16 protein-coding genes are annotated in these 25617 nt (G+C 60.2%); 8 read left to right on the top strand and 8 right to left on the bottom strand.

Annotated elements, in window-relative coordinates; all coding sequences use genetic code 11:
• Window positions 1–127: 127 nt before the first annotated feature.
• Complete coding sequence (locus Mal15_RS00355; protein ID WP_233903202.1) at window positions 128–1531, top strand: aminotransferase class III-fold pyridoxal phosphate-dependent enzyme; 1404 nt, start codon at window positions 128–130, stop codon at window positions 1529–1531.
• Between the two features lie 220 nt (window positions 1532–1751).
• Complete coding sequence (locus Mal15_RS00360) at window positions 1752–2579, top strand: hypothetical protein (protein WP_147865927.1); 828 nt, start codon at window positions 1752–1754, stop codon at window positions 2577–2579.
• Window positions 2580–2733: 154 nt separating this feature from the next.
• Here the strand turns inward: Mal15_RS00360 and Mal15_RS00365 are convergent, their stop codons facing one another.
• Window positions 2734–4326: a sulfatase family protein gene (locus Mal15_RS00365; RefSeq protein WP_147865928.1), complete on the bottom strand. Its 1593-nt coding sequence runs from the start codon at window positions 4324–4326 to the stop codon at window positions 2734–2736.
• 1 nt (window position 4327) lies between these two features.
• Window positions 4328–4882: a Uma2 family endonuclease gene (locus Mal15_RS00370; RefSeq protein WP_167546543.1), complete on the bottom strand. Its 555-nt coding sequence runs from the start codon at window positions 4880–4882 to the stop codon at window positions 4328–4330.
• 134 nt (window positions 4883–5016) lie between these two features.
• On the opposite strand from Mal15_RS00370, the gene Mal15_RS00375 reads away from it, so the two are divergent.
• On the top strand, window positions 5017–5649 hold the full coding sequence (locus tag Mal15_RS00375) for a hypothetical protein (protein ID WP_147865930.1): 633 nt from the start codon (window positions 5017–5019) through the stop codon (window positions 5647–5649).
• Between the two features lie 293 nt (window positions 5650–5942).
• Window positions 5943–6578, top strand: a complete 636-nt coding sequence (locus Mal15_RS00380) for a PEP-CTERM sorting domain-containing protein (RefSeq protein WP_167546544.1) — start codon at window positions 5943–5945, stop codon at window positions 6576–6578.
• A gap of 249 nt (window positions 6579–6827) precedes the next feature.
• Here the strand turns inward: Mal15_RS00380 and Mal15_RS00385 are convergent, their stop codons facing one another.
• Both Mal15_RS00385 and Mal15_RS00390 read right to left on the bottom strand, forming a co-directional pair.
• Window positions 6828–8549: a hypothetical protein gene (locus Mal15_RS00385; protein WP_147865932.1), complete on the bottom strand. Its 1722-nt coding sequence runs from the start codon at window positions 8547–8549 to the stop codon at window positions 6828–6830.
• A 111-nt stretch (window positions 8550–8660) separates the two neighbouring features.
• Complete coding sequence (locus tag Mal15_RS00390; RefSeq protein WP_147865933.1) at window positions 8661–9074, bottom strand: hypothetical protein; 414 nt, start codon at window positions 9072–9074, stop codon at window positions 8661–8663.
• Between the two features lie 286 nt (window positions 9075–9360).
• Here Mal15_RS00390 and Mal15_RS00395 point away from each other — a divergent pair, with 286 nt between their 5' ends.
• On the top strand, window positions 9361–11868 hold the full coding sequence (locus Mal15_RS00395; protein ID WP_233903203.1) for a U32 family peptidase: 2508 nt from the start codon (window positions 9361–9363) through the stop codon (window positions 11866–11868).
• Window positions 11869–12120: 252 nt separating this feature from the next.
• Complete coding sequence (locus Mal15_RS00400) at window positions 12121–13143, top strand: potassium channel family protein (protein WP_167546545.1); 1023 nt, start codon at window positions 12121–12123, stop codon at window positions 13141–13143.
• A 229-nt stretch (window positions 13144–13372) separates the two neighbouring features.
• Here the strand turns inward: Mal15_RS00400 and Mal15_RS00405 are convergent, their stop codons facing one another.
• Window positions 13373–13870: a response regulator gene (locus Mal15_RS00405; protein ID WP_167546546.1), complete on the bottom strand. Its 498-nt coding sequence runs from the start codon at window positions 13868–13870 to the stop codon at window positions 13373–13375.
• Between the two features lie 258 nt (window positions 13871–14128).
• Here Mal15_RS00405 and Mal15_RS00410 point away from each other — a divergent pair, with 258 nt between their 5' ends.
• The gene (locus Mal15_RS00410; protein WP_147865937.1) at window positions 14129–15406 is read left to right on the top strand and encodes an OmpP1/FadL family transporter; all 1278 of its coding nucleotides are present in this window, start codon (window positions 14129–14131) and stop codon (window positions 15404–15406) included.
• 114 nt (window positions 15407–15520) lie between these two features.
• On the opposite strand, the gene Mal15_RS00415 is transcribed toward Mal15_RS00410, so the two are convergent.
• Window positions 15521–21427 (bottom strand): ATP-binding protein, encoded by a 5907-nt coding sequence (locus Mal15_RS00415; RefSeq protein WP_147865938.1) that lies wholly within the window; start codon window positions 21425–21427, stop codon window positions 15521–15523.
• Window positions 21428–21621: 194 nt separating this feature from the next.
• Between Mal15_RS00415 and Mal15_RS00420 the strand changes: the two genes are divergently transcribed.
• Window positions 21622–23091 (top strand): class I SAM-dependent methyltransferase, encoded by a 1470-nt coding sequence (locus Mal15_RS00420; RefSeq protein ID WP_147865939.1) that lies wholly within the window; start codon window positions 21622–21624, stop codon window positions 23089–23091.
• 81 nt (window positions 23092–23172) lie between these two features.
• Here Mal15_RS00420 and Mal15_RS00425 read toward each other — a convergent pair whose 3' ends face one another.
• Complete coding sequence (locus Mal15_RS00425) at window positions 23173–24771, bottom strand: NfeD family protein (RefSeq protein ID WP_147865940.1); 1599 nt, start codon at window positions 24769–24771, stop codon at window positions 23173–23175.
• Window positions 24772–24980: 209 nt separating this feature from the next.
• Window positions 24981–25589: a hypothetical protein gene (locus tag Mal15_RS00430; RefSeq protein ID WP_147865941.1), complete on the bottom strand. Its 609-nt coding sequence runs from the start codon at window positions 25587–25589 to the stop codon at window positions 24981–24983.
• Window positions 25590–25617 lie beyond the last annotated feature (28 nt).

Genomic DNA, 25617 nt, shown 5'->3' on the forward strand with positions numbered 1-25617 from the left:
CGCGACGACCCGAACGGGACGTCATACCGTTTGGCACACTGAACCTCGCGGCATCGTTTGGTTACATTACTGCCGACGTGCCTGTTTCTTTTCTTTTTTCGCCGAACCCGCCGCCGAGCCGACACGCGTGAGTCAACCTGCCAACGAATCGACCCAGACGGTCGCTGATGCCCTTCGAAACGACCCCCGAATCGCCCAGGCCAAGCGTCTGGTCGCCGAAGCGATCGGTGAGCACGCGGGGCGACTGTCGGTGCGTCCGTCGCCGACGTCGATGAAAGAGAGCTTCGCTGCCCTGATCGACCGATTGTCTGCCGTCCGGGGCGGGCCACCGATCTGGCCCTACCTGTCCTCGGGGCTCGGCCGCGGTCCCTACGTCGAACTTGCCGACGGCAGCGTCAAACTGGATTTCATCTGCGGCATCGGGGTCCATGGTGCCGGGCACAGCGACCCGGGAATGGTGGCCGCGGCGATCGATGCGGCGATCGAAGACACGGTGATGCAAGGCAACTTGCAACAAAACCCGGCCAGCGTCGTGATGATGGAAAAGCTGACTGCGTTGGCCCAGTCCGGCGGCGCGTCGCTGCCGCACTGCCTGCTTTCGACCAGCGGCGCGATGGCCAACGAAAACGCGCTCAAGATCGCGATGCACCACAAGACGCCGGCCGATCGCGTCATCGCGTTCGACAACGCCTTTGCCGGGCGAACGTTTGCGATGGCGACCTTGACCGACCGACCGAATTATCGATCGGGGTTGCCGCTGACGTTCCCGGTCGACTACCTGCCCTTTCGCGACCCCGCCAACCCCGAACGAAGCACCCGATGGGCCGTCGATGAATTGCATCGATTGCTGAAACGTCACCCGGGCCGCTACGCCGCATTCTGGGCCGAACCGATCGCCGGTGAAGGCGGTTATTACCCCGGCAGCAACGAGTTCTTCAACGCGCTGTGTCAGCCGCTCAAAGACGCCGGAGTGCCGATCATCTTTGACGAAGTCCAAAGCTTTTCCAGGACCAGTCGTCCGTTCGCGTTCCAGCATTTCGGGCTGGACCAGTTCGCCGACATCGTCACGGTCGGCAAAATCACCCAGGTCTGTGCGACGTTGTACAGCAGCGAAATGAAACCCACCGGCCCGATCCTCAGCCAGACCTTCACCGGCGCGAGCGCCTCGATCGCGACCGGGATCGAAATGCTTGACCGCCTGGAAAGCAACGGCTGCTTCGGACCGGCCGGTCAAAACATGCGTTTGGCGTCGTATTTTCAAGACGCCCTGGCGCGGCTTGCTGAAAGGTACCCCGGCAAGATCAGCGGGCCGTATGGCGAAGGCATGATGGTCGCGTTCACACCCGGCGACGGCAGTTTCGATGCTGCCAAGAAACTGATGATGCACCTGTTTGATATCGGTTTGCTGGGATTCGTCTGCGGAGGCGACCCGACGCGGATCCGTTTCCTGCCGCCCCCGGCGACCACCACCGAAGCCCACATCGATCACGCCATCGAGCTGTTGGACCAAGGGCTGGCGACGCTTTCGTAGTCGTCGACCGCAGTTCAATTTGCGTGATTGCCGATGCATTCCGAGAACCGCCGTGTTCTCCGAACTCGGCGGATCGCAAAAGCGAAGCTTTGCCTGACGCCGACCTCGGAGAGGACGGCGACTGTCTAGCCCAATCGAATACTAAGCTGCACACCACGCCAGTGCAGGATGTTAAACTTCAAGACTCATCTCATCTGTTTCCTCTTGGCGGTGCACTCGCTTGAACGACAAGACGAAAGCTCGGCCGGTTTCGGTCGACGATCTGCAAGATCTGTACGGCGAATTGCGCGGCAGTCGTTCGGCGCCGGCGATCATGGACGCGCGGGCGCATTTCCTGGAACGCCAATGGGCGGATTCGCACACCAAACTCAACGAGGCGTACGAAAAGTACCGTGAGAGCCGCCAACGGATCCTGCGCCAGGATCCGGAAAAGGAGGTCGACGCCAAAGCCAAGGATCGCGATCGGCAGATCCGTCGCCTGAAGCGAAAACAGGACAAGGCGCGCGAGATCATCGAGAAGTTCGAACTGTATCTGCCACAAATCGAGCGGTTGGCGGAAAAGGAACGCGAAAAAGAGGAACGCAAAGCGGCCGAGGTGGAAGCGGCCGTCGCCGAAGCCGAAGCCAGCGAATCTGACACCGCCGACGCAGTTACCACGCAACCCGCCACCAGCGAAGACCAGCAGGGTCCCAGTGGGGCAGACGACCGCCAGACCATCACCAAAGATTCTGTCGAAGAAGCGTTCTTGAAACAGTTTTCCGAACTGATCGGTGACCGCCAACTTGACTTCATCAGCAATCGCTACGATTTTCGACCATTGGAAACGCCCGAGGACGTCCAGGCCGACGCCGTTTATCTGCTCCGCAAGGGTGACCGCTGCTTGATGGTGCATGCCGAGGTGGTTGCCGGCAGCGCCGATTCCGATGAAGGCATCAAGCTGTTGTGCGTCGACATCGCCAAGGCCAAGAATCGCGTCGAACTCTCGCCCAAGGCGATGGTCCGCTTGAGTCGAAAACGGAAGCTGGTGCTGCTGTTGGCCAAGGGGTAAATGGTTAGGGCATCAACGTTGGTGTGTCGCCTTGAGGGACCGTCCAGTTTAGGGCGATGCTTTTCTCGCACGTACGATGGCCCTTCCGGGCCGTCGTCCGTGGGGCTCGGCGGGACGACCTAGAAAGGACGTCGTACATTTCTTCACCGTCCGATCAGTCCGTAAACGGCGATCGTTCGAACACCACGTCGTCGCTGACCCGCGGGTCGCCGGTGCGTTCCAGTTCCGCCATCAGCCGGGTGTGCAACGCTTGGCGGGTGGCGTCGTGTTTGACATCGGACGCCAAATTCTGCATGCAATGCGGATCGGCCTGGATGTCGTACAGTTCAAACCGGGGACGCCGGCCGACCGCGTACTCGAACGACTGGGGGTCTTCCTCGCGATGCAGCACCACCCAAGCCTTCGTCGGGCTCGCATCCAGATCAGCAAAGGCACTGCGTGTGTTTTCACGCAATGGTTCCAGTGAAGGCATCGGGCCGTCTTCCCTGCCGAATCCCGCCGCGTCACCCATCGGCCAACGATCGGGCTGGAAATTGATGATGTACAAGTACTGATCGGTGCGGATCGCGCGTTGGGGGTAGGGCTTGTTGCCCGCGCGTGCTTCGGCGACGTGACGTTCGCGGCCGGTGAAGACGGCGTCGCGGGCCGGATCGACCTGGCCGTCTTGTTCACTTTCCAGGATGCCGACTAACGATCTTGCGGTCATGACGTCTGGGATCGATTCGCCGGCGGCTTGCAAGAACGTCGGCGCCAGGTCGGGCAGCGAGACGAAATCGTCGACGACGCGGCCGGGGTTGTTGATCCCTCCGGGCCAATGGATCGCCAGCGGAACACTGGTTCCCAAATCGTACAGGTTGCATTTGCCACGCGTGACACCCGGGATTCCATGGTCGCCGCTGACCACCAAGATCGTGTTGTTGAGTTGTCCGACGCGGCGCAGTTCTTCAACGATCACGCCCAGCGACGCGTCAAACGCTTGGGCTTCGCCCAGGTAATCGGCAACGTCTTGGCGGACGACGTCGACATCCGGCAGATACGGTGGCAGCTTTCCTTTCAGATCGTCCGGATCGATTCCCCACAACGCCTTGCCGCTGCCGGCGATCCATTTGCGGTGACAGTTCGTCGGCCCGAACCAATAACAAAACGGTGCGTCGCCATCGACGGCTTGATCACCATCGGCGTCCAAAAACGACCGCACGTTATGACGAACCTCCTCCAACAGCATCGCTTTCCCGGCTTGGCGATCTTTGGCTTTCATCGCAACCTGGGAAAACCCGTTGAATCGGCGGCCGTGACTGTTGAACGAGGTCCGCTTGCCTCCGTGCGGCGCATCGGCGGGTGAACCCGGCGACCAAACCTTGTAGGTGTGACCGATCCGATAACCCGCTTTTTCCAGGATCAGCGGGTAGGCGGGATTGGAAAAGTCCCAGGTCGCGCCCTGCAGGATCGACGCCCGGCCGCATCGCCAAAAGTGCTGGCCCGATAGCAACGAACTGCGGCACGGCGTGCACGACGGCGCGCTGACATAGGCCCGAGTGAACAGCACACCGTCGGCGGCAAGGCGATCAAAATTGGGCGTGGAGATGACATCGCTGGGACCACCGGGCTCGAGCGTTGCGTAGACGCTGGCGTATTTGCCCCAATCATCGGCAAACGCCATCACGATGTTCGGTCGATCGGCGGCGGAGCAGGACAGCGCGAAACACTGGACGGCCACCGCTAGTGCGAAACTCAAAATTCGATCCATGTCAGTCCTTAAGAAACAGTTCTGAAAGCGAGAGCGCGAGCGACGGAAAGAACGCTGGGGTCACGGTGGAATGTTCGTCGTACCGGTCGACACTTTGATAGCTGCCGTTAACTGGATCAGTATGTCGATGGAGCGTTCGGCCAGCGACATCAATGACCCAGTACTCCCGGATTCCGCTTCGTGCGTACAGCTGAGACTTTTCACCCAGGTCGTACGTTAAACTGGAGTCTGCGACTTCGACCAATAGATAGACATCATCAGCTGTCGGCCGGCTGCGTCCGTAACGCTTGGGAGCGAGCAGTGTAAAATCGGGTTCCGGCACGCTATTGGCGACCAGCAACCCCGATCGACAGCGAATTCGACATTCGTTCTTTGCAGCAAGTTCGGCTGCCCAACCGATCAAGAATTCAATGTAGTCATCATGCACCGGCCCGGCAGGACTCATTTCTCGCAGCTCTCCTCCGATGAATTCGATCTTGCGCTTCAGGCAGGTAAACGCACCTCGAGCAATCATCTGCTCGTATTCGGGGACGGTGAGTTTCAACGTGGTGCTCATTTTAGATTCCTTGACGACGGTGCCCATTGTAACATCGGTGGAGTCGTCCGTAGCAATCCGATCGTACGATTAACCCTCCGCAATTCGTGTGGAGATCGACCGCGAGTCAACGTTAGCGGAGCGAGTGATTCAACATGCCATGGCCAACCACCGATGGACTGCGAAATCTGACAGGCGCCGAAGCGGACTTGGTCCGGGGGGCGATCGGGATGATGGTCGATGCCCATGTCGCGCAGCTTCGCGGCGAGGCGCCGCAGCACGAATACGGTGTGGACTGGTTTGACCAATGGGACGCCGGCCAGCGGTTGTGGTTGATCGAGCGGGTCACTGCGGCGCTGCTCGGCGATGAAACTATCGCTCCGTCTGCGGCGATGTTTGACGCCACGGCCGATGCCATCTTTTATGAAATCATTGGCCTGGTGCAATTGGAAATCGATGAGGGCGGCGTCGGCGATTCGGAGCGGACGTGGCGTCAGAGCGTGATCGATGCGTCCACCAGCCAAACCAATCGTCCAGCCGCGATCGATCCCGACAGCGTCGATCCCGACCAATGGCAAACCCTGATCACACAGATCGCCGACGCGATCCTAGGCGTGCGACTCTACCAGCGGGCCGAAGCCTTCCGCGACGTCGAATATCATCAGACGCAAATTTTTCTCCGCGATCGAGGTCTACCCGAAGACTATCTGACCCGCATGCCACCTTTGCGGACAACAACCCAAACCCAACGCTCCATCGATCGCATCCAAGCCTACGTCTTCGTCTAACTTGCCAACCGCGCGCCTTAAAGGGAACGGGGGTTGAATGGCAGAGGCTTAGTGAGCCGACGGCGCTAGCCGCGGGCCTTGATACGCCTTTAACACGGAGGGAAAAGCTCGAGGCTTGCACCTACGGCTCAGCGTATTGGCTTATGCCCGTGCCATTCGGGACGGGGGTTTTATTCGCACTTGGAAGATTGGACCAAAATCGGGGGCGAACCGCCCCGCCGCCATTGGTCCCGGTTAGGATACTGTCTGCGGTCGTTTCAGGGGCTATCTGACGATTTCCTCGGGAGTGGATGATGACGTTGACGTTCTGTCGTGTGATGGTGATGGCTTGCTGTCTTCTGTGGACCTCTTCGGGTCATGCGGAAATGGTGTTTCTGAACAATTCCAATGCAACCGTCGCACTTGGTGCGAGCATGGCGGCGGAACCGTTTGCCAACCGCAGTACGGCCGCTTCGTTGGCCAGCATCATGGACCTTCCGTCAGCCGATGCAACCGAATTTCACAATCAGTCGACACACGTTTGGATCAACGGTGGGATGTTGGAAGTCGACTTCGATTTTGGGACCGAATACGACCTCACGTCCTTTCATCTTTGGAATTACGTGACCGAGACCTTCGATGTGGATCGGGTCGAACTGACGTTCTTCAATGCCGCGATGACGCAGGTCGGCGACTTCTCTGTCATCGACCCGATTTTTGGCAACACGCAAGGTTCAGAGTCGTTTCCGATCAGCGGCGAAACGATTGCGATCGGAGATCCGAAGAACGTCCAGTTCGTCAACGCCGTCTTCTCGGGAACGAACGGTCAGGTTGATTTCAACAATGCGGGATTCACCGGGCAAATCGCTGCCGTTCCCGAACCGGGAGCGATCGCCATGCTCACCGCCTGCGCGGGATTGCTGGTGACGAAACGTCGACGACGACTTTGACGTAGCTACGCTCGCCAGAGCGTGGTAAGCGCCGGGAATCCACCTTCTGGCGAAGGTCGCTACGTTCGCACGGCGAACTGATGTAGCGGATGGTCGGTTCGACGAGAGTAATGCAGAACGGATTCCGCAGAACGGACGATGCCCCGAGGGCAGACTCACTTCCCGCAAGTTCGGTGACTCGGTCCGGTGGAGCGAAAGCCTTGGCGGCTTCCACTACGCCCCGATCCGGTGCCCCGCCATGGCGCACGGTTAGCCCTCTTCAAGTCGCTCGGCTTCGTAGCGTTCGACTTGATCGCGAACTCGTTTTGATTGCCGCTGGAGGTCTGAGGCGGTTTTCACCCAGCTGCCGTAGGGCAATTCCTCGACGGGCACGCCCATACGATGGAGTGCCACGAGCCACTGGAGACGATCCTTGGACGAATTGGTCAGTGGCGAACGCTGCTCAGTCATCAACTCCGTGATGCGTGGAATTGCCCCCGACGCATCCGGACCCAATCGCTTGAAGGCTTCACGAACGCCGCGAATGACCCGCCATCGCTCGTGCCACGGTTTTTCTAACACGCCATCGAGAGTCGCCATCAGGATGGGAACGACGACGGTTCCTTGATCGGCCAGGCGTTCCAAAAAGGGCGCCGCTTCGGGGACGGAATCGGCTCGTTCCCAGATCGCTCGTTCGTTGTTGCTCGGCTGAGCGAACGTCCCATCGGGCATGTCGACCAATGCGGTCACATACCATGCTCTCGCTTTCGGGTCATCGGCCGCCAAGAAACGTTTGGTCAAACCGTGGCGTAGTGCGGTCAGGTCGGTCTTGCTCCGCAGCGCCGTTTGCAGCAGTTCATAGGGATCGGCAATTCGTTCCTCCAGCAAGATCTTCGCGATCGTGTCGACTTGCGTTTTGTCTGCGTCGTATCGAAACAGGCTCAACCACATCGGGGCCATCAGTAGTTGTGCTTCGGTCGCGTTCGGGTCGTCGAGCGTTTCAGCCAGTGATCGTTCCATCCGAGCGACCGCGTCCGGCGCCGGATCCGGTTTCGGAATCCCGGTGCTGCGCAGCAGTTCAACATCGGGATCGAAGTCAAAGTACCGTGCCTGATTGGAATAGGTGGAGCCGCCGATCGTAAACCGGGCGTTGGTGAAAGCACCCTCGAACCCGAAATGGAAAAAGAACGCGGGCACACGATGTTGCACCAATGATCGCCGTGCCTTTACCGTGCCATTGCGGTCGCAGATCTCCAATCGTTTGATGCGGGGCTGGCCCGGTTGTCGAATGTCCTGGTAGACCACTCGCCAATCGATGCGATCGTTCTCCAGCGGTGTGTCCTTTCGCAAGGTCTGCCCCTGAGCGATTCGCAACGCCCAATCGGCTTGCAACGCCCGCCCCAAATGTTTGCGTGCTTCGAAGGCCCCGATCCCATGTGGTCGGGACAATTTGCCGAATGCGTCAAGAATCTTTTGCGGTTGATCCGGCTGAACCAGTGTGCCAGCTGCGTCGGCGCCGCATCGGTACGTTGCCGCGTTGTCACCGCTGATTTTGGTGACGCTTTCGACGCCGGGAAGATCCAGCAAGACCGTGCAACGGTGATCACACGACGTTTTTTTGCTCACTCGACCACGCTCGGGGGGAAAATCGACGAGCACGTGTCCCGACAGTCGGATCACCGGTGTCGCGACGATGTCGGGGATCGCGGCCTGTTGAAAACGACGAAGTTCCGTCATTCGCCAGGGCAACATCACCAGAAAACCGAGGGCGATCGCCAAGCCAAACGCGATCGCCGTTGATCCGATCCGAGACGACATCGGCACAAAGGGACGAATCAGAAACGTGGCCAGCAGATAAACGAACACCGTCGGTACGACCGTCAGAATCAGCCCCGGAATGATCAGAAAGAAATACCCCAGGACGACCAGGTCGGGAGCCGCCAAGACGATCGCCGAGAGAACGCCGAGTGGTATCAGCAGGTATTTCAGCATCGCTGTCGTCTCGTTGTTGCGTTCTCGAAGGTCGGTGCACGTCGGTCTCGCCGGGGCGAGACCGCCAGACTTCGCAACGATAGCTCGCGTTGCCCGACCGGAACGCGAAAATCAGCGACAGCGGTGGTGCAACCAGAACAGCAGGATGCCGCCGATGACACTGCTGATCGATTCCGCGGCGGTCCACCAGATCGGCATCCCGGATTGCAGATCGATCAGCCCCTGCAACAGGCCGAAGGCGACGATGCCGAGGGCGAGAAAACCGATGAATTTGCGGAATCGTGAAATCCGATAGGAAACCACGATCAGGGCGATTCCGACGGCCCCGTAAAGCAGCGACAGCTGTCGGGCCAGGTAGAACGCCAGGGGTGTTTCGGGGAAGGGTTCCAGCTGCAATCGCGCGGTGATTTTGACGATCCAGGATTCCGGCATCACGGCGGCCACAAACGCCAATTGGGAAACGACGCCGACGAGCCACAGGTACCAGGCCAGCCAGGATCTGGGGTGCTTCTCTGATGGGGCCATGGCGGATCGGGTGGCGAGTGGTTTGGGATGGAGGTGAGGGGGAATCGAAGAAGCCCACGGATGGCAGCGCGAACCCACGGATAGTATGCAGTCGAGGATCCGCGGGTTCGCGCAGGTAAGTCACCCTCCCTGCCAGGGAGGGTGAATCTGAAAAACCGCGGGACCTCGGGGAGGGGGCGGTCGGCTCGCATCCCCGGTGATTTGGCACCCCAACTGCCGCACTTGCCCCTACGCTTTCGCGGCGGCCTGCGCCATACTTTCGTTTATGGATCCAACGTCTTCCCCCATGCCTCCCGAACTACTCGCCCCAGCGGGGGACTGGGACTGCGCGCGTGCGGCGATCGAAAACGGGGCCGACGCGATCTATTTCGGTTTGGATTGTGGGTTCAACGCCCGCCACCGGGCCAAGAATTTTCACCTGGACGATCTGCCCGAATTGATGAAGCTGCTCCGCAGCCGGGGCGTGCGGGGCTACACGACGATGAACACGCTGGTGTTTCCGTCGGAATTGCCCCGGTTGGTGCCGGTGATCGAGCGGATCGCCGAAAGCGGTGTCGACGCGGTGCTGGTGCAGGATTTCGGTGTCGCGCGACTGGTCCGCAAGATTTGCGGCGAACTGGAAATCCACGCCAGCACGCAAATGAGTCTGACCAGTGCCGAGACGATTGCGGTGGCGTCCGAGTTGGGGATCACGCGGGCGGTGCTGGCTCGTGAACTGTCGGTCGCCGAAATCAGCAAGATCGCCGCGGCGACCGAGATGCCGCTGGAAGTCTTCATCCACGGGGCGTTGTGCGTGGCCTATTCCGGCCAGTGTTTGACCAGCGAGTCGCTCGGCGGTCGGAGTGCCAATCGAGGGCAATGCGCCCAAGCATGCCGATTGCCGTACGAAGTGATCTGTGACGGCAAGGACGTCGATTTAGACGACGTGCGTTACTTGCTCAGCCCCCAGGATTTGGCCGGGTACGATTCGATCGTCGCGTTGATGCAAGCCGGGGTCGCGTCGCTGAAGATCGAAGGCCGTTTGAAAACTCCGGAGTACGTCGCCAATCTGACGAACCACTATCGCCGGTCGATCGACCAGGCCGCCGCCGAAGGGCGGGTCACCATCGGCGAAAAAGCGAAGCAGGAGATGGAGCTTTCGTTTTCGCGCGGCTTTACACCGGGATGGTTGGAAGGAAACGACCACAAACGGTTGGTGCCGGGACGTCACAGCGCCAAACGCGGGATCTTGCTGGGCCAGGTGCGGCGAATCGATGGCGATCGCATTCAGACGCGATTGGCGGCCGACGTTTCGCTGGGTGATGGTCTGGGCATCGAGTCGACGCAAACCGAAGGTAGCGATCAGGCGATGCTCGGTGGTCGGGTGTATTCGTTGCACACCGACGACGGCGAAAAACGGAAAACGGTTCGCGCCGGAACGACGGCGTGGATCGGATTCGGCCGGGGCGAGATCGATTGGTCGATGATCGTCGAAGGCGCTTCGGTGTTCAAGAACGACGACCCCAAATTGAATCGGCGGTTGCGGGCGTCGTTCAATGTTGCCGATCCGGTGACGCGGCGCGACATCGATTTCTCCGTCGTCGCATCGACCGGCAAGCGGTTGCAAGTCACCGCAACGCTGGTCGGGGCGTCGTCGTTGGCCGAAACGGTTCGCTCGGACATCCCGCTCGAGCGGGCGAACAAGCACCCCGCATCCGAATCCATGTTGGCCGAAAAACTTTCGCGTCTGGGCGCGACGGCCTTCCGGATGCGAACGCTGGACGCTGTGATCGATGGAGATCCGATGGTGCCGGCCAGCCTGATCAACGAACTGCGGCGGCGGGTGACCGAGCAACTGGCCGAGCGGATCGAGGAACCTCCCGCGCGAACCGTTCGCGTCGCCGGCGGCGAGGCGATGTTGGCCCCGATTCACGCCGACGAACCAGCCGCCCAATCCCCCAAGATCTCCGTCCTGTGCCGAACGCTGGAGCAGGTCACCGCGGCGACGCGGGCGGCCGTCGATCTGATCTACGTCGACTTTCACGACGTCCGGCAATACGCGGCGGTGAAGGAGATCGTCGCGTCAGAGTCGATCCCGTTCGGCATCGCGTCGGTGCGGATGCAGAAGCCCGCCGAGATGGGATTGTTGCGGGTGTTGTCACGTCACGAACCCGACTTCATTCTGGCGCGGAATCTGGCGGCGCTCGAGTACTTTCGGGAGTCCTCGATTGCGACGGTCGCCGATTTTTCGTTGAACGTTGCCAATCATCGATCGGCCGAGTGGATCCGCTCCTTGGGGGCGTGCCGGGTGACGGCGTCGTACGATTTGAACTGCGATCAACTTGCCGATCTGATCGAATCGGTGCCGCCGAATTGGATGGAGGTGGTGCTGCACCAACACATCCCGATGTTCCACATGGAGCACTGTGTGTTCTGCTCGGTGCTTTCGCCGGGGACCAACAAGACCAACTGTGGCCGGCCCTGCGACGAACACGTCGTGCAATTACGTGACCGGGTCGGGGCCGAGCACACGCTTCAGGCTGACGTTGCATGTCGCAACACGCTCTACAATGCGACACCGCAAAGCGGCGCGGAAACGGCCGCCAAGCTGCTCGGCCAAGGGGTCCGCTGGTTCCGGTTGGAGGTGTTGGACGAATCGCCACGGCAGCTGATCAAGACGGTTTCGTTGTACCGCGACCTGTTGCGTGGCGATTTGACCGCCGAGCAGGTGTGGAAGACGCTCGGCGCGACCAACCGGATGGGTGTGACGCGTGGGACATTGGAGTCCAAGCGGAATCCTTTGGCGGTTTTGTGATCGCGGCAGGTGAAGTGGGTCGCGGCGGCGGAGAGTGTGTATCCTGGTGGTCTACCGCAGCTTCGTTTTCGTTTGGTCTGGACAGTCGCCGTCCTCTCCGAGGTCGGCGCGGGGCAAAGCTTCGCTTTCTCGATCCGCCGAGTTCGGAGAACACGGCGACCCTCGGAACGCATCGTCAACCCGCAGATCGAGTTGCGATAGTCGCCGATGGCTGGAAAGTCCCGCATCGACCGACCGATTGTTAATTTGCCGATGAACTCGCCCTTTACCAAGATTCGTCGCGGCGCTTCGGCGCTTGCCGTGATCGTCTTCTTGGCCGTGGTGGGTTATCGTTTGATCGCCGGATACGATTGGCTGGAAGCCTGTTGGATGGTGGTGATCACGATTTCGACGGTCGGTTACAGCGAGCAAAGTGGTGAAGACTGGATGACCCAGCTGTTGTCCATCGTCGTCATTTTGTTGGGGACGACGGCGGCGGCATACACATTCACCGGAATGATCCAGTTGACGCTTCAGGGCGAATTGGACCAAGCGTTTGGACGTCGACGAATGGAAAAAGAACTTTCGCGGTTACAGAACCACACGATCATTTGTGGGTTTGGCAAGACCGGGCCGGTATTGGCAAAGGACCTGCAACGGCGTCGCTACAAGTTCGTGATTCTGGAGATCGACCCGGTCAACTATCAGCTCGCGATCGACCAAGGCTACTTGGCGATCAACGCCGATGCGACGGACGAAGAAACGTTGAAGGAGGCCCGGATCACCGAGGCCAGCGCGATCGTCGTCGCGTTGCCGACCGATGCGCAAAACGTATTCATTACGTTGTCGGCGCGGAACCTGTGTCCGGGGATTCGCATCGTCGCCCAGGCCGACCAGGAAAGCAGTTCGCGGAAGCTCCGCCAAGCCGGTGCGAACGAAGTCGTGATGGGGCACCAGATGGTCGCCGAGTACCTGTCGCGTCTGGTCACGCGTCCGACGGCGGCACAGTTCTTTTCGTCACTGAACGAACCCGAGTTCAAGGAGTTGATCCTGGACGAGTTGTTCATTCCCAACGGCAGTTCGATCGAAAACCAGTCGATCGCCCAGTTGCGTGTTCGCGACCGCCACCAATTGCTGGTCGTGGCGGTCAAAACGAAAGACGACTCGCTAGATTTCAATCCCGCCGGTGATCGCGTGTTTCAGTGCGGCGAGACGATTCTGGTGATGGGAAAACAGGACGCCGTCGTGGCATTTCAAAAGAGTTACGCCCTGGTCGACCACAGCGTGGGGCGGTAGGTCACCGGCGTGCTTCGTAGGCTGGCGCCCAACGTCATCTTTCGATCACACACTGAGCCGTCGGCGCTAGCCTAGGGCCTTACAAGTCTCGAAGGGCAATCCAAGGCCCGCGGCTAGCGCCGTCGGCTCATAAAGTAGGTGGCATTGGGCCGGCGCCAAACGGGTGACCCTACGAGAGTTCGATGGAGTCGAAAGATGCCGCACGGCTCCGTCGGTGACGAAACCGCGATCAAATGATGCGACCGCCCAGGCCGCGGAGTTCGTTGTACTTTTCGTTGACCGGTCTGCAGCGTTCCTGACGTTGGTTCAGTGACGAAACGTCGGATTCCAATTTTCGGCTCAGTGCGTGTTCGACCCGTTTGACCAGCACGCCCGGTTGCAGGGGCTTGGTCAGCACTTCGTCGGCGCCCAGCTCCAAGGCGCGACGATGGATGTCCTCGGAATCACTGGCGGTCACCACGATCAGCGGCACCGAGTTTAGATTCGGATCGGCGCGGGCGATTTGAATCAAATAGTTTCCGCTGACGTCCGGCATCGAAATGTCCAACAGCACCAGGTCGGGGTTTTCCTGCTTCATCCGCTGGACGGCATCGATCGAATCACTGATCCCGACGACGTTCCAAAACCCCGCCACGTTCAGGTGGGCCGTGATGACGTCGATGATGATCTGTTCATCGTCGATGACCAGAATTTTGCTGTTTACGATTTGTTGTCGGCCGTCGAACATCAGAGGGTCCACTGATCGAGGTTCAGCGCGCCCCGTCGCACCGGGAACCGCTGAGTCATTTTGTTGGGGCATGTTGTCGCGCTCGTCGCCACGACGCTGTAGCTAAAATTACGTCAGGGCAATGCGGTGACACCCCGTGATGCGCGAGGGAATTCCCTCCATTGCGACCTTTGTTCACGTCCGGCCAAGTGACAGCCCGAATAACCCCTAATATGGGATCTGAGATAGGCCATTGCGCAGGATGACGCAGGACGCACGATGAAGAAGCGATCAAAACGAACGGCGGCGATGACGGCGCTTGCGAGCTGGGTCATGTGTTCGTTCGCGGTGGCGGACGGAACGATTCGTGACGGAATCTCCGCTCGCAGCATCGGACGTGGCGGGGCCAACATCGCCATGAGCGACAACGCACACGTGATGCTGGACAATCCGGCGGGCCTGGTGCGAAACGATGCCGATTGCTTGTTCGAGCTAGGCGGTCACCTGTTGCTGACCGATTTGGAGTACGACGACGGTGACAACCCCCGCGTCGGCGACATCGACAACCCGTTTCCGATCGGTGAGGTCGCGATCGCCAAGAAGATGGATGATTTCGTCACGATCGGTTTCGGCGTGTTTTCTCACGCCGGCTTTTCGGCCGAATACATGATGAACGGTCCGGCACCGTTTTCCGGCCGCCAGCACTACAAGTCCATCGGGGCGCTGGCCCGCTTGCTGCCCACACTGTCGCTCAAGCTGACCGATCGGCTGTCGGTCGGCACCACGCTGGGGGCAGCGATCAATCATATCGAATTGGAAGGACCGTACACGTTGCAAGGGCCCAACTCGTTTGCCGGGACGCCGACCCGGATGGATTTGCAAGGCACCGGCGCGGGGTTGAGTTGGTCGGTCGGGATGCAATACGATTTGAACGCGTCGACCACCGTCGGGGTCAGCTATCAACACGAAACCACGATGGAGCTGGACGGCACGACGGTGGTTGAGATTCCCGGAATGGGGTCTGCGAGATACGATTCGATGCTGGACGTCAAATGGCCGCGTTCGTTGGGGGTCGGGTTGGCGCACCGCCACAACGAGCGTTGCACCTTGTTGTTCGATGCCATCTGGTACGACTGGTCGAGTGCCTACAACCAGTTTGATCTGTCGCTGCAAGACCCAGACAATGGGGTGTTCCAGTTTGTCGCCCCGACGTTGTTAGAATCGTTCCCGCTGGATTGGCGTGACACGGTGTCGTTGCGATTCGGGATCGAGCGAAAGTTCGCCGCCGACAAAGTGTTTCGCGCCGGGTACGCGTTCCACCGCAATCCGATTCCCGATTCCACCGTGACGCCCTACATTCAAACGATCTTGGAGCACGCACTTTCGTTCGGATATGGATGCCAGTGGCGCGGGCTTGCCATCGACGCGGCGTATCAGTGGTCGTTCGGACCCAGCCAGTCGGTTGACCAAAGCGGATTCATGGGCGGGGATTTTGATGACAGTTGGAATTCCGTCAACGCGCATCAGTTTTCGTTGAGTCTGCAGCGGGCGCGGTAGGACGCAGCACCGTAGCGGAAGTCGCCAAGACTTTCGGCCTGACGCGGCGACGCTCGCCGGAACCAGAAAAACACAGGCGACCCACCTTCTGGCGCAGGTAGCTGCGTTGGTTGGTCACGAAACGCCGTCGACCGATTGCGATTGTGGCAGTTCGTCGCCACATTCATCGACCAGCATGGTGACGTAGGATTCGATCGCGTCCAATCGTTCGGTCAAGGCCTCGGTATCGGAGGCTTTGGCGGCTTGTTCACAGGATTTGGCCAGATCCGTCAACGTGTTCAAGCCCACGGTGCCGCCGGAGCCTTTGATCCAGTGCAGCTTTCGCGCCACTTCGCCGTAGTCGGCACACTCATATGCGTTCTTGATGGCGGGCATTTGGAAGTGGACTTTGGCGACCAGGTCGATGGCGAATTGTCGTAACCAGTCGCTGGGAAGGTGTGATGGAGTGGATTCGTTGTCGGTCAAGGTGGCGGGAGCGGGTTGGGTGGAATCGAGTTGATCGGAAGTCGATTGCTCGGAAGTGGTTGGTTTAGCCATCGCGTCGTGTGCGGCGATCGAATCGGCGCACCAGTGACGAACCATCTCCAACAGCGCGTCCAAGTCGATCGGTTTGGAAACGTAATCTCGGCAGCCGACTTGACGGCATTTGTTGTCGTCGCCGACCATGGAGTTGGCGGTCATGGCGACGATCGGGATTTGCAATCCGGCGCTGCACAGTTGCTGTGTCGCGGAGTAGCCATCCAGGACGGGCATCTGCATGTCCATCAAGACCAAATCGATCTGGTGGTGGTCGATGTGTCCGTCGCCATCGACGAAGAAATCGACCGCCTGTTGGCCATCGGCGACGCTTCGGACCTCGGCCCCGGCACTGGTCAGCAAACGGCGGATCAAGTCACGGTTGGTCTCGGCGTCATCGACGACCAAGACCCGCGCGCCGCTCAGATCGACCCGCTGCCACTGCGCTTCATTGCGACCGGTTGCCAGCTCGATCACTTCGGAATCGCTCAACAGCCGATCGCCGGGTTTGGTATCCGCGGCGATCCGCACGGTGAAGGTGCTGCCGACGCCCGGGATGCTTTCCACGTCCAGTCCGCCGCCGAGTGATTCGGCCAGACGTTTACTGATCGACAGTCCCAGACCGGTTCCGCCGTACTTCCGCGTGGTGGAGGTGTCGGCTTGGGCGAACGGGTCAAAGATCTTTTGAAGTTGTTCGGCGTCCATCCCGATCCCGCTATCACGAATCGCAACATGAAGCTGGTCGGGCAGCCCGGTCGCGTCATCGATGTGGGACGACAATCGCACGGTGACGCCGCCGCGGTCGGTAAACTTGATGGCGTTGCCGATCAAATTGGTCACGATTTGCCGCAGCCGAGTCGGGTCGCTGGTGATCGTTTCGGGGATCTCGGATTCGGAATCGATCCCCAGCGTGATGTTTTTCTGAGCCGCCTTTCCTTGCAGCGATTTGATCACTTCGCCGATGACTTTCGCCGGCACGCAGCTGATTTGTTCGACTTCGATCTTATCGGCTTCGATTTTTGACAAATCCAGGATGTCATTGAGCAGATGCAGCAAGTGGCTGCCGTTGCCATGGATGGTTTCCAGGTGTTGGCGTTGTTCGTCGGGGTCGGAGGCGATCCCGCGGAGCATCAGTTCGGTGTACCCCAGGACGGCGGTGATGGGGGTGCGAATCTCGTGACTCATCCGTGCCAGGAAATCACTTTTGGCGCGATTGGCTTGCTCGGCAACCTCTTTCGCCTCGCGGAGGTGGACCTGGGTCGCCCGCAGCCGGTCGGCGGCCCGTTCGATTTCCTCGTTTCGCTGTTGCAACGTTTCGGTTCGCTGGGCGACCTTGCGTTCGAGTGTTTGGTTCAGTTCTTGCAGTTGGGTGAAGCCGTCGGCCTTTTCGAATGCGGCGCCCGCGGCCGAGGACAGGTAGGTGGCGATACGCAATTCGTCTTCGCCGAACATGCCCATCATGTAGGAGTTGGCGATGTACAGGTACGAATTGATCTTGCCGTGAACGAAGATCGGGCAACACAGGAACGTCCCATAGTTGTGGTGGGGGTCGCTATGGTTGGCCCTGATGTCACAGACATCACTGCGTTCGTATTCACAGACGATCGCCGATTCGGCCTGTTCCGCTTGGCCGACGATATCGGGGTCATACACGGTGTGCGGCGGGATGGTGGTCGCTTCGCCGTCGTCGCCCGCCGGCTGGATCAGCAGGACACGGTCGCCGCGAAGCAGTTTCGAGGCGGCAGCGATGATCTCGTTGCGGATCACGTCGATTTCGGTGCCGACGGCGATCCGGCGTCCGGCATCCAGCAGCGAGTCGAATCGATCGACCAGCGAAAGCGAGCTGCCCTCGTCGACGGCGCCGACGGAGGTTTTCAGTTGCAGCAGGTCTTCGGAAGCTTCGCGGACCAGCAGCTCGTCGACGTCCCATCCGGTTTCTTCGGCAAGCTGGGCGTGCAGCAGCGTGGTCTGGATCGCTTCCAGCCGAGCGCCCTGTTGCTCGGCGATCCGCAACGACTGGCGAAAATACCGTAGCGCTCGGCGCGTTTGGCCTTTGAGCGCGCAGACCGCGGCATATTCACGCAGCGCGTGGGGCAATTCATTGGTGTAGCGTTTGGCCAGCCGGAGGGCTTTTTTTGCGGCCGATTCGAGCTCGCGGAGTTTTTTCCGCCGCATCGACTTGGTGCGTGCCGGTTCGGTTTCCAGCAGACGACGCAGGGCGGTCGTTCGCCACGCATAGCAGGGGCTGATGTAGGCGTTGACGACCGAGGCGTCCTCGGCGATCTGGACCGCTTCGGTCAGCGCGTTGACCGCTTCGGCAAATCCGTGTTGGTAATAGTGATAGACGCCGTAGGCGAGTTTGACTTCGCAGATCCGTTGGGCGTCGTCGACGTTCCGTTTGAGTTCGATTTGCAGCACGTCCAAGGGGATGTTCCCCAGTGCGGCCCGGGCCCAGACTTCGATGATGTTTCCGGTGGCTTGGAAATCGCTGCGGCGAACCGCCGACCGGTAGTTGATTCGCGTCTGATCGAGCGCTTCGCGCAGATTGCCTTGGCGATACAGCGACGCGGCGTACTGGTAACGTGCGATGTGGACTTCCCAAAAGTCACCGGTGCGTTCGAGGATCGAAACGGCTTGGCTGGCTTCGCTGATGCATCGCTCGTAGTTGCTGAACGAGTAATGCAGGATGCTGATGAAGTTCCGCGATTGGCCTTGTCCCCAGACGTCATGCAATTCTTTGCGGATATCGAGCGACCGCATGGCGTAAGCGATTCCGCGGCGATACCAGCCCAGCAGCGTCATCGCCGGAGCGTGTTCGCTGTAGGCGTGCGCCAGGGCCGCCGAAGGACGATAGCGTTCGCCGCGATTCATTCCGCTCAGGTGCGCCCAAAGCGTGTAGTACTTGTCGCGTGTGTACCAATAGCCGCGGGCGATGTTGCTATACAATCGCAACGGAAGTTGTTCGGAGGGGTCGGGCGAAGCCGAGCGACGGCGAATCAAAAATGGCGTCGCCGTGTGGACCGCTTGCACCGCGATTTCCCGCAGCAATTGGATCCACAGCTGAAATCGGTTTCGGCACACGGGTTGTCCCAAGCGGGCGAGTGCCGATTCAAAGAACTCCACCGCCTGGACTTTGTCACCGCGTTTGAAGGCCAATTCGCCTCGGCGCGTTGCCACGACCGCAATGTCCATTTCCGTGGTCGCACTCTCCGATGCCGCGGCCAGCCATCGTTCGGCTTCGTCGTACTCGCCTTGCAGCATCAACACTTCGCTCATCATCGACTCGACCTGATGCCGGGTCGCATCGTCGGTGACGTGAAAAGCTCGGGCGGCGATGTTCAATTGCCGCCGAGCGCTGGCGAGCGAAAATTCTTGGCGCGCTTTGGTGGCCGCGGTGAGCGCGTAGGGCAGGGCCTCACGGTGCATTCCTGCGGCATCGAAATGGTAGGCCAGGTCGTAGATCCGATCCGGCCGGGTCTTGGCAAAGTACTGGCCGATTTGACCGTGCATTTGCCGTTTAACGTCGCCTTGAAGGTGCTCCAGAACGGTCTCGCGGATCTTGTCGTGGGCGAACGCGTAGCTGCCGTCCGGCTTGCTCCACAACATCCGATGGCGTCGGATGTCGGCCAGCAGCGAGAAGCTTTCCGAAAGTTCGATTTGCGAGAGTTCGACGACGGCATCGAGCGTGAATTCGCTGCCGATCACGGCGGCGGCGTTCAAAAAATGGCGGGCCTTGGGCGGCAGATTGTCCAGCCGGCCCGCCAAGACTTCGCCCGCCGCGGCGGTGGTTTGGAAGTGTTCCAGCCGGTCGTGGTCGAGGACCCAATGATCCTTATTCGAGACCAGCACGTCCGATTCGACCATCCCGCGCAAGATGGCCGCCGCCATGAACGGGCTGCCCTCGGCGAAGTCCTGGATCACCTGAATCGCTTCGGCCGGAAGCGCACCGGCCATCGATTCGCTCAGCCGGCGAATGCTGTCGACATCCAGTGGTCCCAGATCCAATTGGTGATCCAGCTGGGTGGCTTCGCGAACCCGCGCCGCCTGGCCTTCGTTTGCTCGAGTGGACAGCAACAGCAATTGAAAGGGCGCGCTGGCGCGTGACAGGCGTTGCAGGATGCGAATGGATTGGTCGTCCATCCACTGGCAATCGTCCAACGAAATCATCACCGGGCAATCACTCGAACCGAGTTGGGTCAGCAGCGCCGCGAACGCCGCGATCACCCGACCTTGTCCAAGTTCGTCGGGACCGGACAGGGTGCGGCCGGTCCATCCGAACACGTCCGCCAAGGAAGGCATGGCCGTGATCACTTCTTCGCGATAATCCGAGATCGCGTCTTGAAGCCGCTCGCGGGTGGCGGGATGTGATTGACAGTAACGGGCGACCTGGTTGACGACCTGCACCCACGGCGCGTTGGGCTCGGCGGCGGCCAGGTGGATCGATTCCCCTTGGAAAACGAGAAAACCGTGGCGTGTGGCCAGACGCGTGATCTCTTGGTTCAGCCGGCTTTTTCCCATCCCCGATACGCAGGAGATCAACGCCTGGCGCCAACTCCCCGCCGCGACCTCGGTCAGGCAATCTTGCAGGACCTGCATTTGCGGTTCTCGTCCGACAAATGCGGCGTCGACCAAATCGGTGCGGGCATCGCTGCGGCCGATCACCACCGGTGATGCCGAACCGCCGTCAAGGACCATTTTCAGAATCGCCGAGGCGTCGGCCAGTGCGGCGGCGGCGGATTGGTAACGCTCACGCGGTTCCTTTTGTGTCAACCGCTCGATCATCGAGACCAATTGGGGCGGCGTGTCACCGGGGAACCGATCGGCATCCAGGTTGAGTGTCGAGTGCTGCAACAGGATTTCGCCGACCGTTGACGCGTCGCACATCGGTCTGCCGGCAAGCGCCGAGTAGAGAATCAACCCCAACGAATACAGGTCCGATGCGGGTCCGATGTCATGTCGAACGATCCCCGCCAACTCGGGCGACGCGTAGCGGACCGTTTCGATCCCGATCGGGCTGTCGCCGGCGGCCAGGTTGGCTCGCCACACCGGCCCGTATCCCGCCAGGACCGCTTCACCCGAGGGACTGAGGATCACGTGCGAGGGCCGCCAGTCGCGATGGACACAGCCTTGTTCATGGATCTTGGTCAGTGCCTTCAACAGGTCACACGCCAACCGCAGCGTCGATTTGGGTGACATCGCCGATTGCGCGATCAAGCGGGCCAGACTGATCCCGTCACGGTAGCGATAGACCAACCGGATACGATCGTCATCGATGTCATAGGAGACCATCGAGTGATAGGTCTCGCAGTCGATTTCGCTCAGCAGCCGGGCTTCGTTCTGAAACCGAATCCGAAGGCCTTCCTTGAACATCGTCGTCGGCAGATCGCGGATCACCAAACGATCTTCGCTTTGTAAGTCCTGGACGAGCCAGCAGTTCACTCCGGCCACATCCGGCAACTCACGCAGAGTGCGGTAGCGGTATTGGGTGGACTGGGAAGCCTGCATTTCGGGTGCTCAATCAGGTGCATGGACAGAATGATCTATCCAACAGTAGGTCTGCACTGGTTTGCCGAAGCGCAATCTTCGGAGGGGGTTTGCCCTCACGCGGTGGCGAAAAAAGTGGCTCATGGATTGAGCATTGTTTTGAACCAACCATAGTAGGTGCTCAATCTCTTTTTACACACCACCTGGGGGCAACAATGGCTGTGATTGAAACTGACCGTGAAGTCGGTTGGGAAAAAGACTATGCAGAACGCATCAATCCCGAACTGATGAACAAGTTACTGCACCGGGCCGTGCCGGTGCTCGAGTGGACGGGTTGGAAGATCACCCGGGTCGGTCCGGGGTTTTGCGAATCGGTGCTGCCGCTGGTCGTCGAGACGACCAACCAACACGGCACCCATCAGGCCGCCCTGATTTCGCTTTCGGCCGATTATACCGGCGGCATGGCGTTGACAACGTTGTTGACCGGCACGCCGTTGACGGGCATTCATCGCGGACACCCGGAGGAGTCTGCTTCGTTGTGGTTGGTCGGGATGGACGTGAAGTACGAAAACCCGAGCACCAGCCACCTGCGTGCCGTTAGCCGCGTCGATCCAAAAACGGCGCGGCGGATCCAGTCGCGATACTTTTCCGGTCGCGTCGTGTTGGCCACGATCGAGGTCGAATTCTGGTCCGAAGACGGTGAACGCGTCGCCGTCGCGGTGATGCGCTATTTCGCCCAGGCGACGCAAAAGTTGCTGGAGCATCGCAGCGGCGGCGAGCAGTCGCCGATGACCAAATTGAATCTGAAAACCTCCGCACGCATCATCGCCGGGTTGCGAGCGATGGGGGGGCCGGCCGCGTCGCAGACGACGACCGACGCACAAGGACGGCAATTGCGAATCGACGGCCCGCACAATCATGATCGTGTCGCTGCGGGGACGCACGGGGTGCTACAGGCCAAGCGGTTGCAAAAGGTGCTGCCGCAACTCGGCGCGATGGTCGGCGCACGCACCCGGCAGTGCGATCAAGTCTTGCGATCGATCGACGGCATCGAACAGCTGGTGATGATCGGGGCAGGACTGGATATGCGACCGATCCGCCGTGCCGCAGACCTTCGCGGCGCGACGGTGTTCGAATTGGATCTGCCCGTGATGTTGGCCGAGCGACAGCGTGTGATCGAGCGGCTGGAGCAACAATCCGGCGCCGTCGCCGACGCACCGGAACGGCACCAGATCGCGGCGGACTTTTTACAGGACGACGTCGGCGAGTTGCTGCAAAAACACTTCGCGTTCTCCGAAACCGCGCTCACGTTGTTCGTCTATGAAGGCTGTTCGATGTACTTCGACGAACAGCAGAACCAACGTTTGCTGCGATCGATCCGCAGACGCATGAAGCACCCCCAGAGCGTGCTGTGGATGGACTGCGTCACACCGGCTGTCATCAACGAAGGCACCGGCGACCCGAACATCCACGAGTTCGTCGATCGGATGGAGATGATCGGAGAGCGGTTCGTTTACGGGCCGGCCGATCCGAGAGCGTTTCTGCGCAGTTGCGGTTTCGTTTGCAGCAGCGACGTCACGGCACAGCAGTTCTTGGGCAGCGAGGATCCGACGCTCGGCGAGTACCGTTTCGTGACGGCTTGCCAGGATGTGGTGGATCTGGACTCCGTGGGGCCGGTCGAGTAGACCGGCCGAACATCGATGTCCGAGCGGCCCGTTGATTGACTTGCCCGCGGCGCGAGCAAGGGATGAGGCGGGCCGCCGGCCTTACACGGGGCGCACGACAATCCGTGTGCCCTGTTTGGCGATCACCTTCACGCTCGTCCCGCCGTCGACAAAGTCGCCTTCGGTGACCACATCAACGGTGTAGTCATCGATGTTCATTTTGCCGCCCGGGCGGAGCGGGCTTGCGGCGGTGCCGACATCACCCAGCGAAACGCGTTGCCAGCCCGGCAGCAAGGCGGCGGTGTCGGCGTCGGTCGGTTCGGACGGTCCGGCTTCGGCACCGACGACGGCGACTTGCGGTTTTAACGTCAACCGCCCCAGCCCGGGGATGTCGCCGATGTAATTGGCCAACACCAGCATGGCCACCATGAAGCCCGCAAATGCGCCCAGGACCGTGGCGACGTCCCAGCCCAAACTGGCCAGTTCGTCGGCGTTGCCGGGCACGACGAAACGACGCGACGCCATCACCAACGACCCCAGCATCAATCCCAGCCCGCCGATGCCGGCGACGCCGAAACCGGGAATCACAAAGATCTCCATGCCGATGAAGATCAGTCCCAACACGAACAGCGTCACTTCCAACCAGCCCGCGGTCCCGCCCAGGAACCGGCTCCAGAAAAACAGCCCGAAGCACAACAGCGACGTCAATCCGCCGATGCCGACGCCGGGGGCGCCCAGCTCGATCACCAGCGCGACCATGCCGATCACCAGTAGAAGGAAGGTCACGAATCCGGAATTGAGGATCATGATGGCGGTGTCCATGCCGGTCCGTTCCATCACCGCAATGGGGGTTTTCACTCCCAGGACTTCGGCCAGTTCGGCTTCGTTTTCGACGGTCCGGTCGGCCATCCCCAGTTCGACGGCACGCGCACCGTTGACGGTAAAGAACATCTCCTTGCCGGCTTCGCGGATCGGTTTCCCCAGCTCCCACTCGTCGGTGTTTTCCATCGATTCCCATTCCTTGTCGCTGATGTAGCGGACCGTTCCGTCGGTCTTGTGGACGGCGCGAAAGACGACCATGTCCTTGTCGGTCATCTTCTCGGCCAGCGCCAACGGGCGGCCGGTCGCGCGGGCGGTGTCGCGGACTTTCTGGGCCAGCACGCTGCGGCTTTTGGCTTCGGTGTACCGGAACGCCCCATCGGCCCCCATCACGATCTCGCCGGCGTCGCCCATCCGCGCACCCGGCAGCATGATGATTTTGTCACAGGCCAGCGAGATCAGGGCGGCGCCGCTGATCGCGTCCTTTTGAATGAACGCGACCGTTTCGACGTCCTTGGCGTCGGAGATCATGTCCATCAATTCGAACGTCACGTAGACCAACCCGCCGGGGCTGTGAATGTCCAAGATGATCACGTCCACGTCCGAGTCGACCGCCTCGGCGAACTTGCGTTTCAGCAACGCGCCGCTGAGCGGATTGATGTCTTCGTGCAGCGGGATGATCACCGCGGTTCGGTCGGCCGGTTTCGCCACGTTTTCCGCGGCGTCAGTGGCTGCGACGGCGTCAGTGGCTGCGACGGCGTCAGTCGCCGCGACGGCATCCGGTCCGCTGCGGACAAATGGGGCCGGGATCAGGCACACAGTCAGAGCGATCCAGAGCGGAAGGATCCAACGCGGAGCGGAAGCGGGGCTGGGACGAACCATGACAGAAATCTGACCATCGGGAAACAGAGGAGAGCCGGAATCCTATTGTAGGCTCAAAACAGCCCGTCCAGTGGCGATGGATCGAGGCCGAATCCCGATCGTCAGTTAGAGACCGGCGCGATCGTTCGGCCCGTCTGCCGGCGCGAAACGGCGAATCGCGATGAGGATTCGATGGATTTGCAATGCCGCAATCGTCTCCGCCCGGTCTGTCACTCTTGCTGCGATTCGACGTTTTCGCCGTTCTGATCCTGAACTTCGACACCGACTTCGACACTTTGGGTGTCCGAGTTTTCGCCGGCTTCCATTTCGGCGGCTTCCTCGTTGATGGATTCCTGATCTTCCAGCCCCTCCAGTTCGGCGTCAAAACCGTCAAAGCTTTCGTCAAACGCGTCCAATTCGAATGCTTCGCCGCTGTCCAGCAGCAGCGTCACGGTCACTTCCTGGGTTTGATTGTTGGTGCGATGGATGATTTTGCCGCTTCCCTTGTCGCCTTGGACCTCAAACACCATCGCCGTGATCGATTCGTCCTTGGTCGATTCCTTCATCGCATCACGCAAGTTCATCTGACTGCTTTGGATCGTGCCGATTTTTTCCATCACGATCGGATCATCGGCGTATTCCTCCACCGCGACCTCGGCCAGCACACCGGCGGCCTGGTCCCACGCGAAATACATCGCGCCACAGCAGAGAATGGTTCCAAACAGAAAAACGCCTCCGATGATCCCGAGCACCCACAGCCAGGTATTGCTGCTCTTGCGGGCAGGTTGACCGAACTGATCTGGGGCGGTTTCGAACGGATTGCGTGGGGCTTGTGACATAGGAAAACCGTCGCGCCTGGGTGAAGAT

It is taken from the genome of Stieleria maiorica, from assembly GCF_008035925.1.
GTDB classification, from domain to species: Bacteria; Planctomycetota; Planctomycetia; order Pirellulales; family Pirellulaceae; genus Stieleria; species Stieleria maiorica.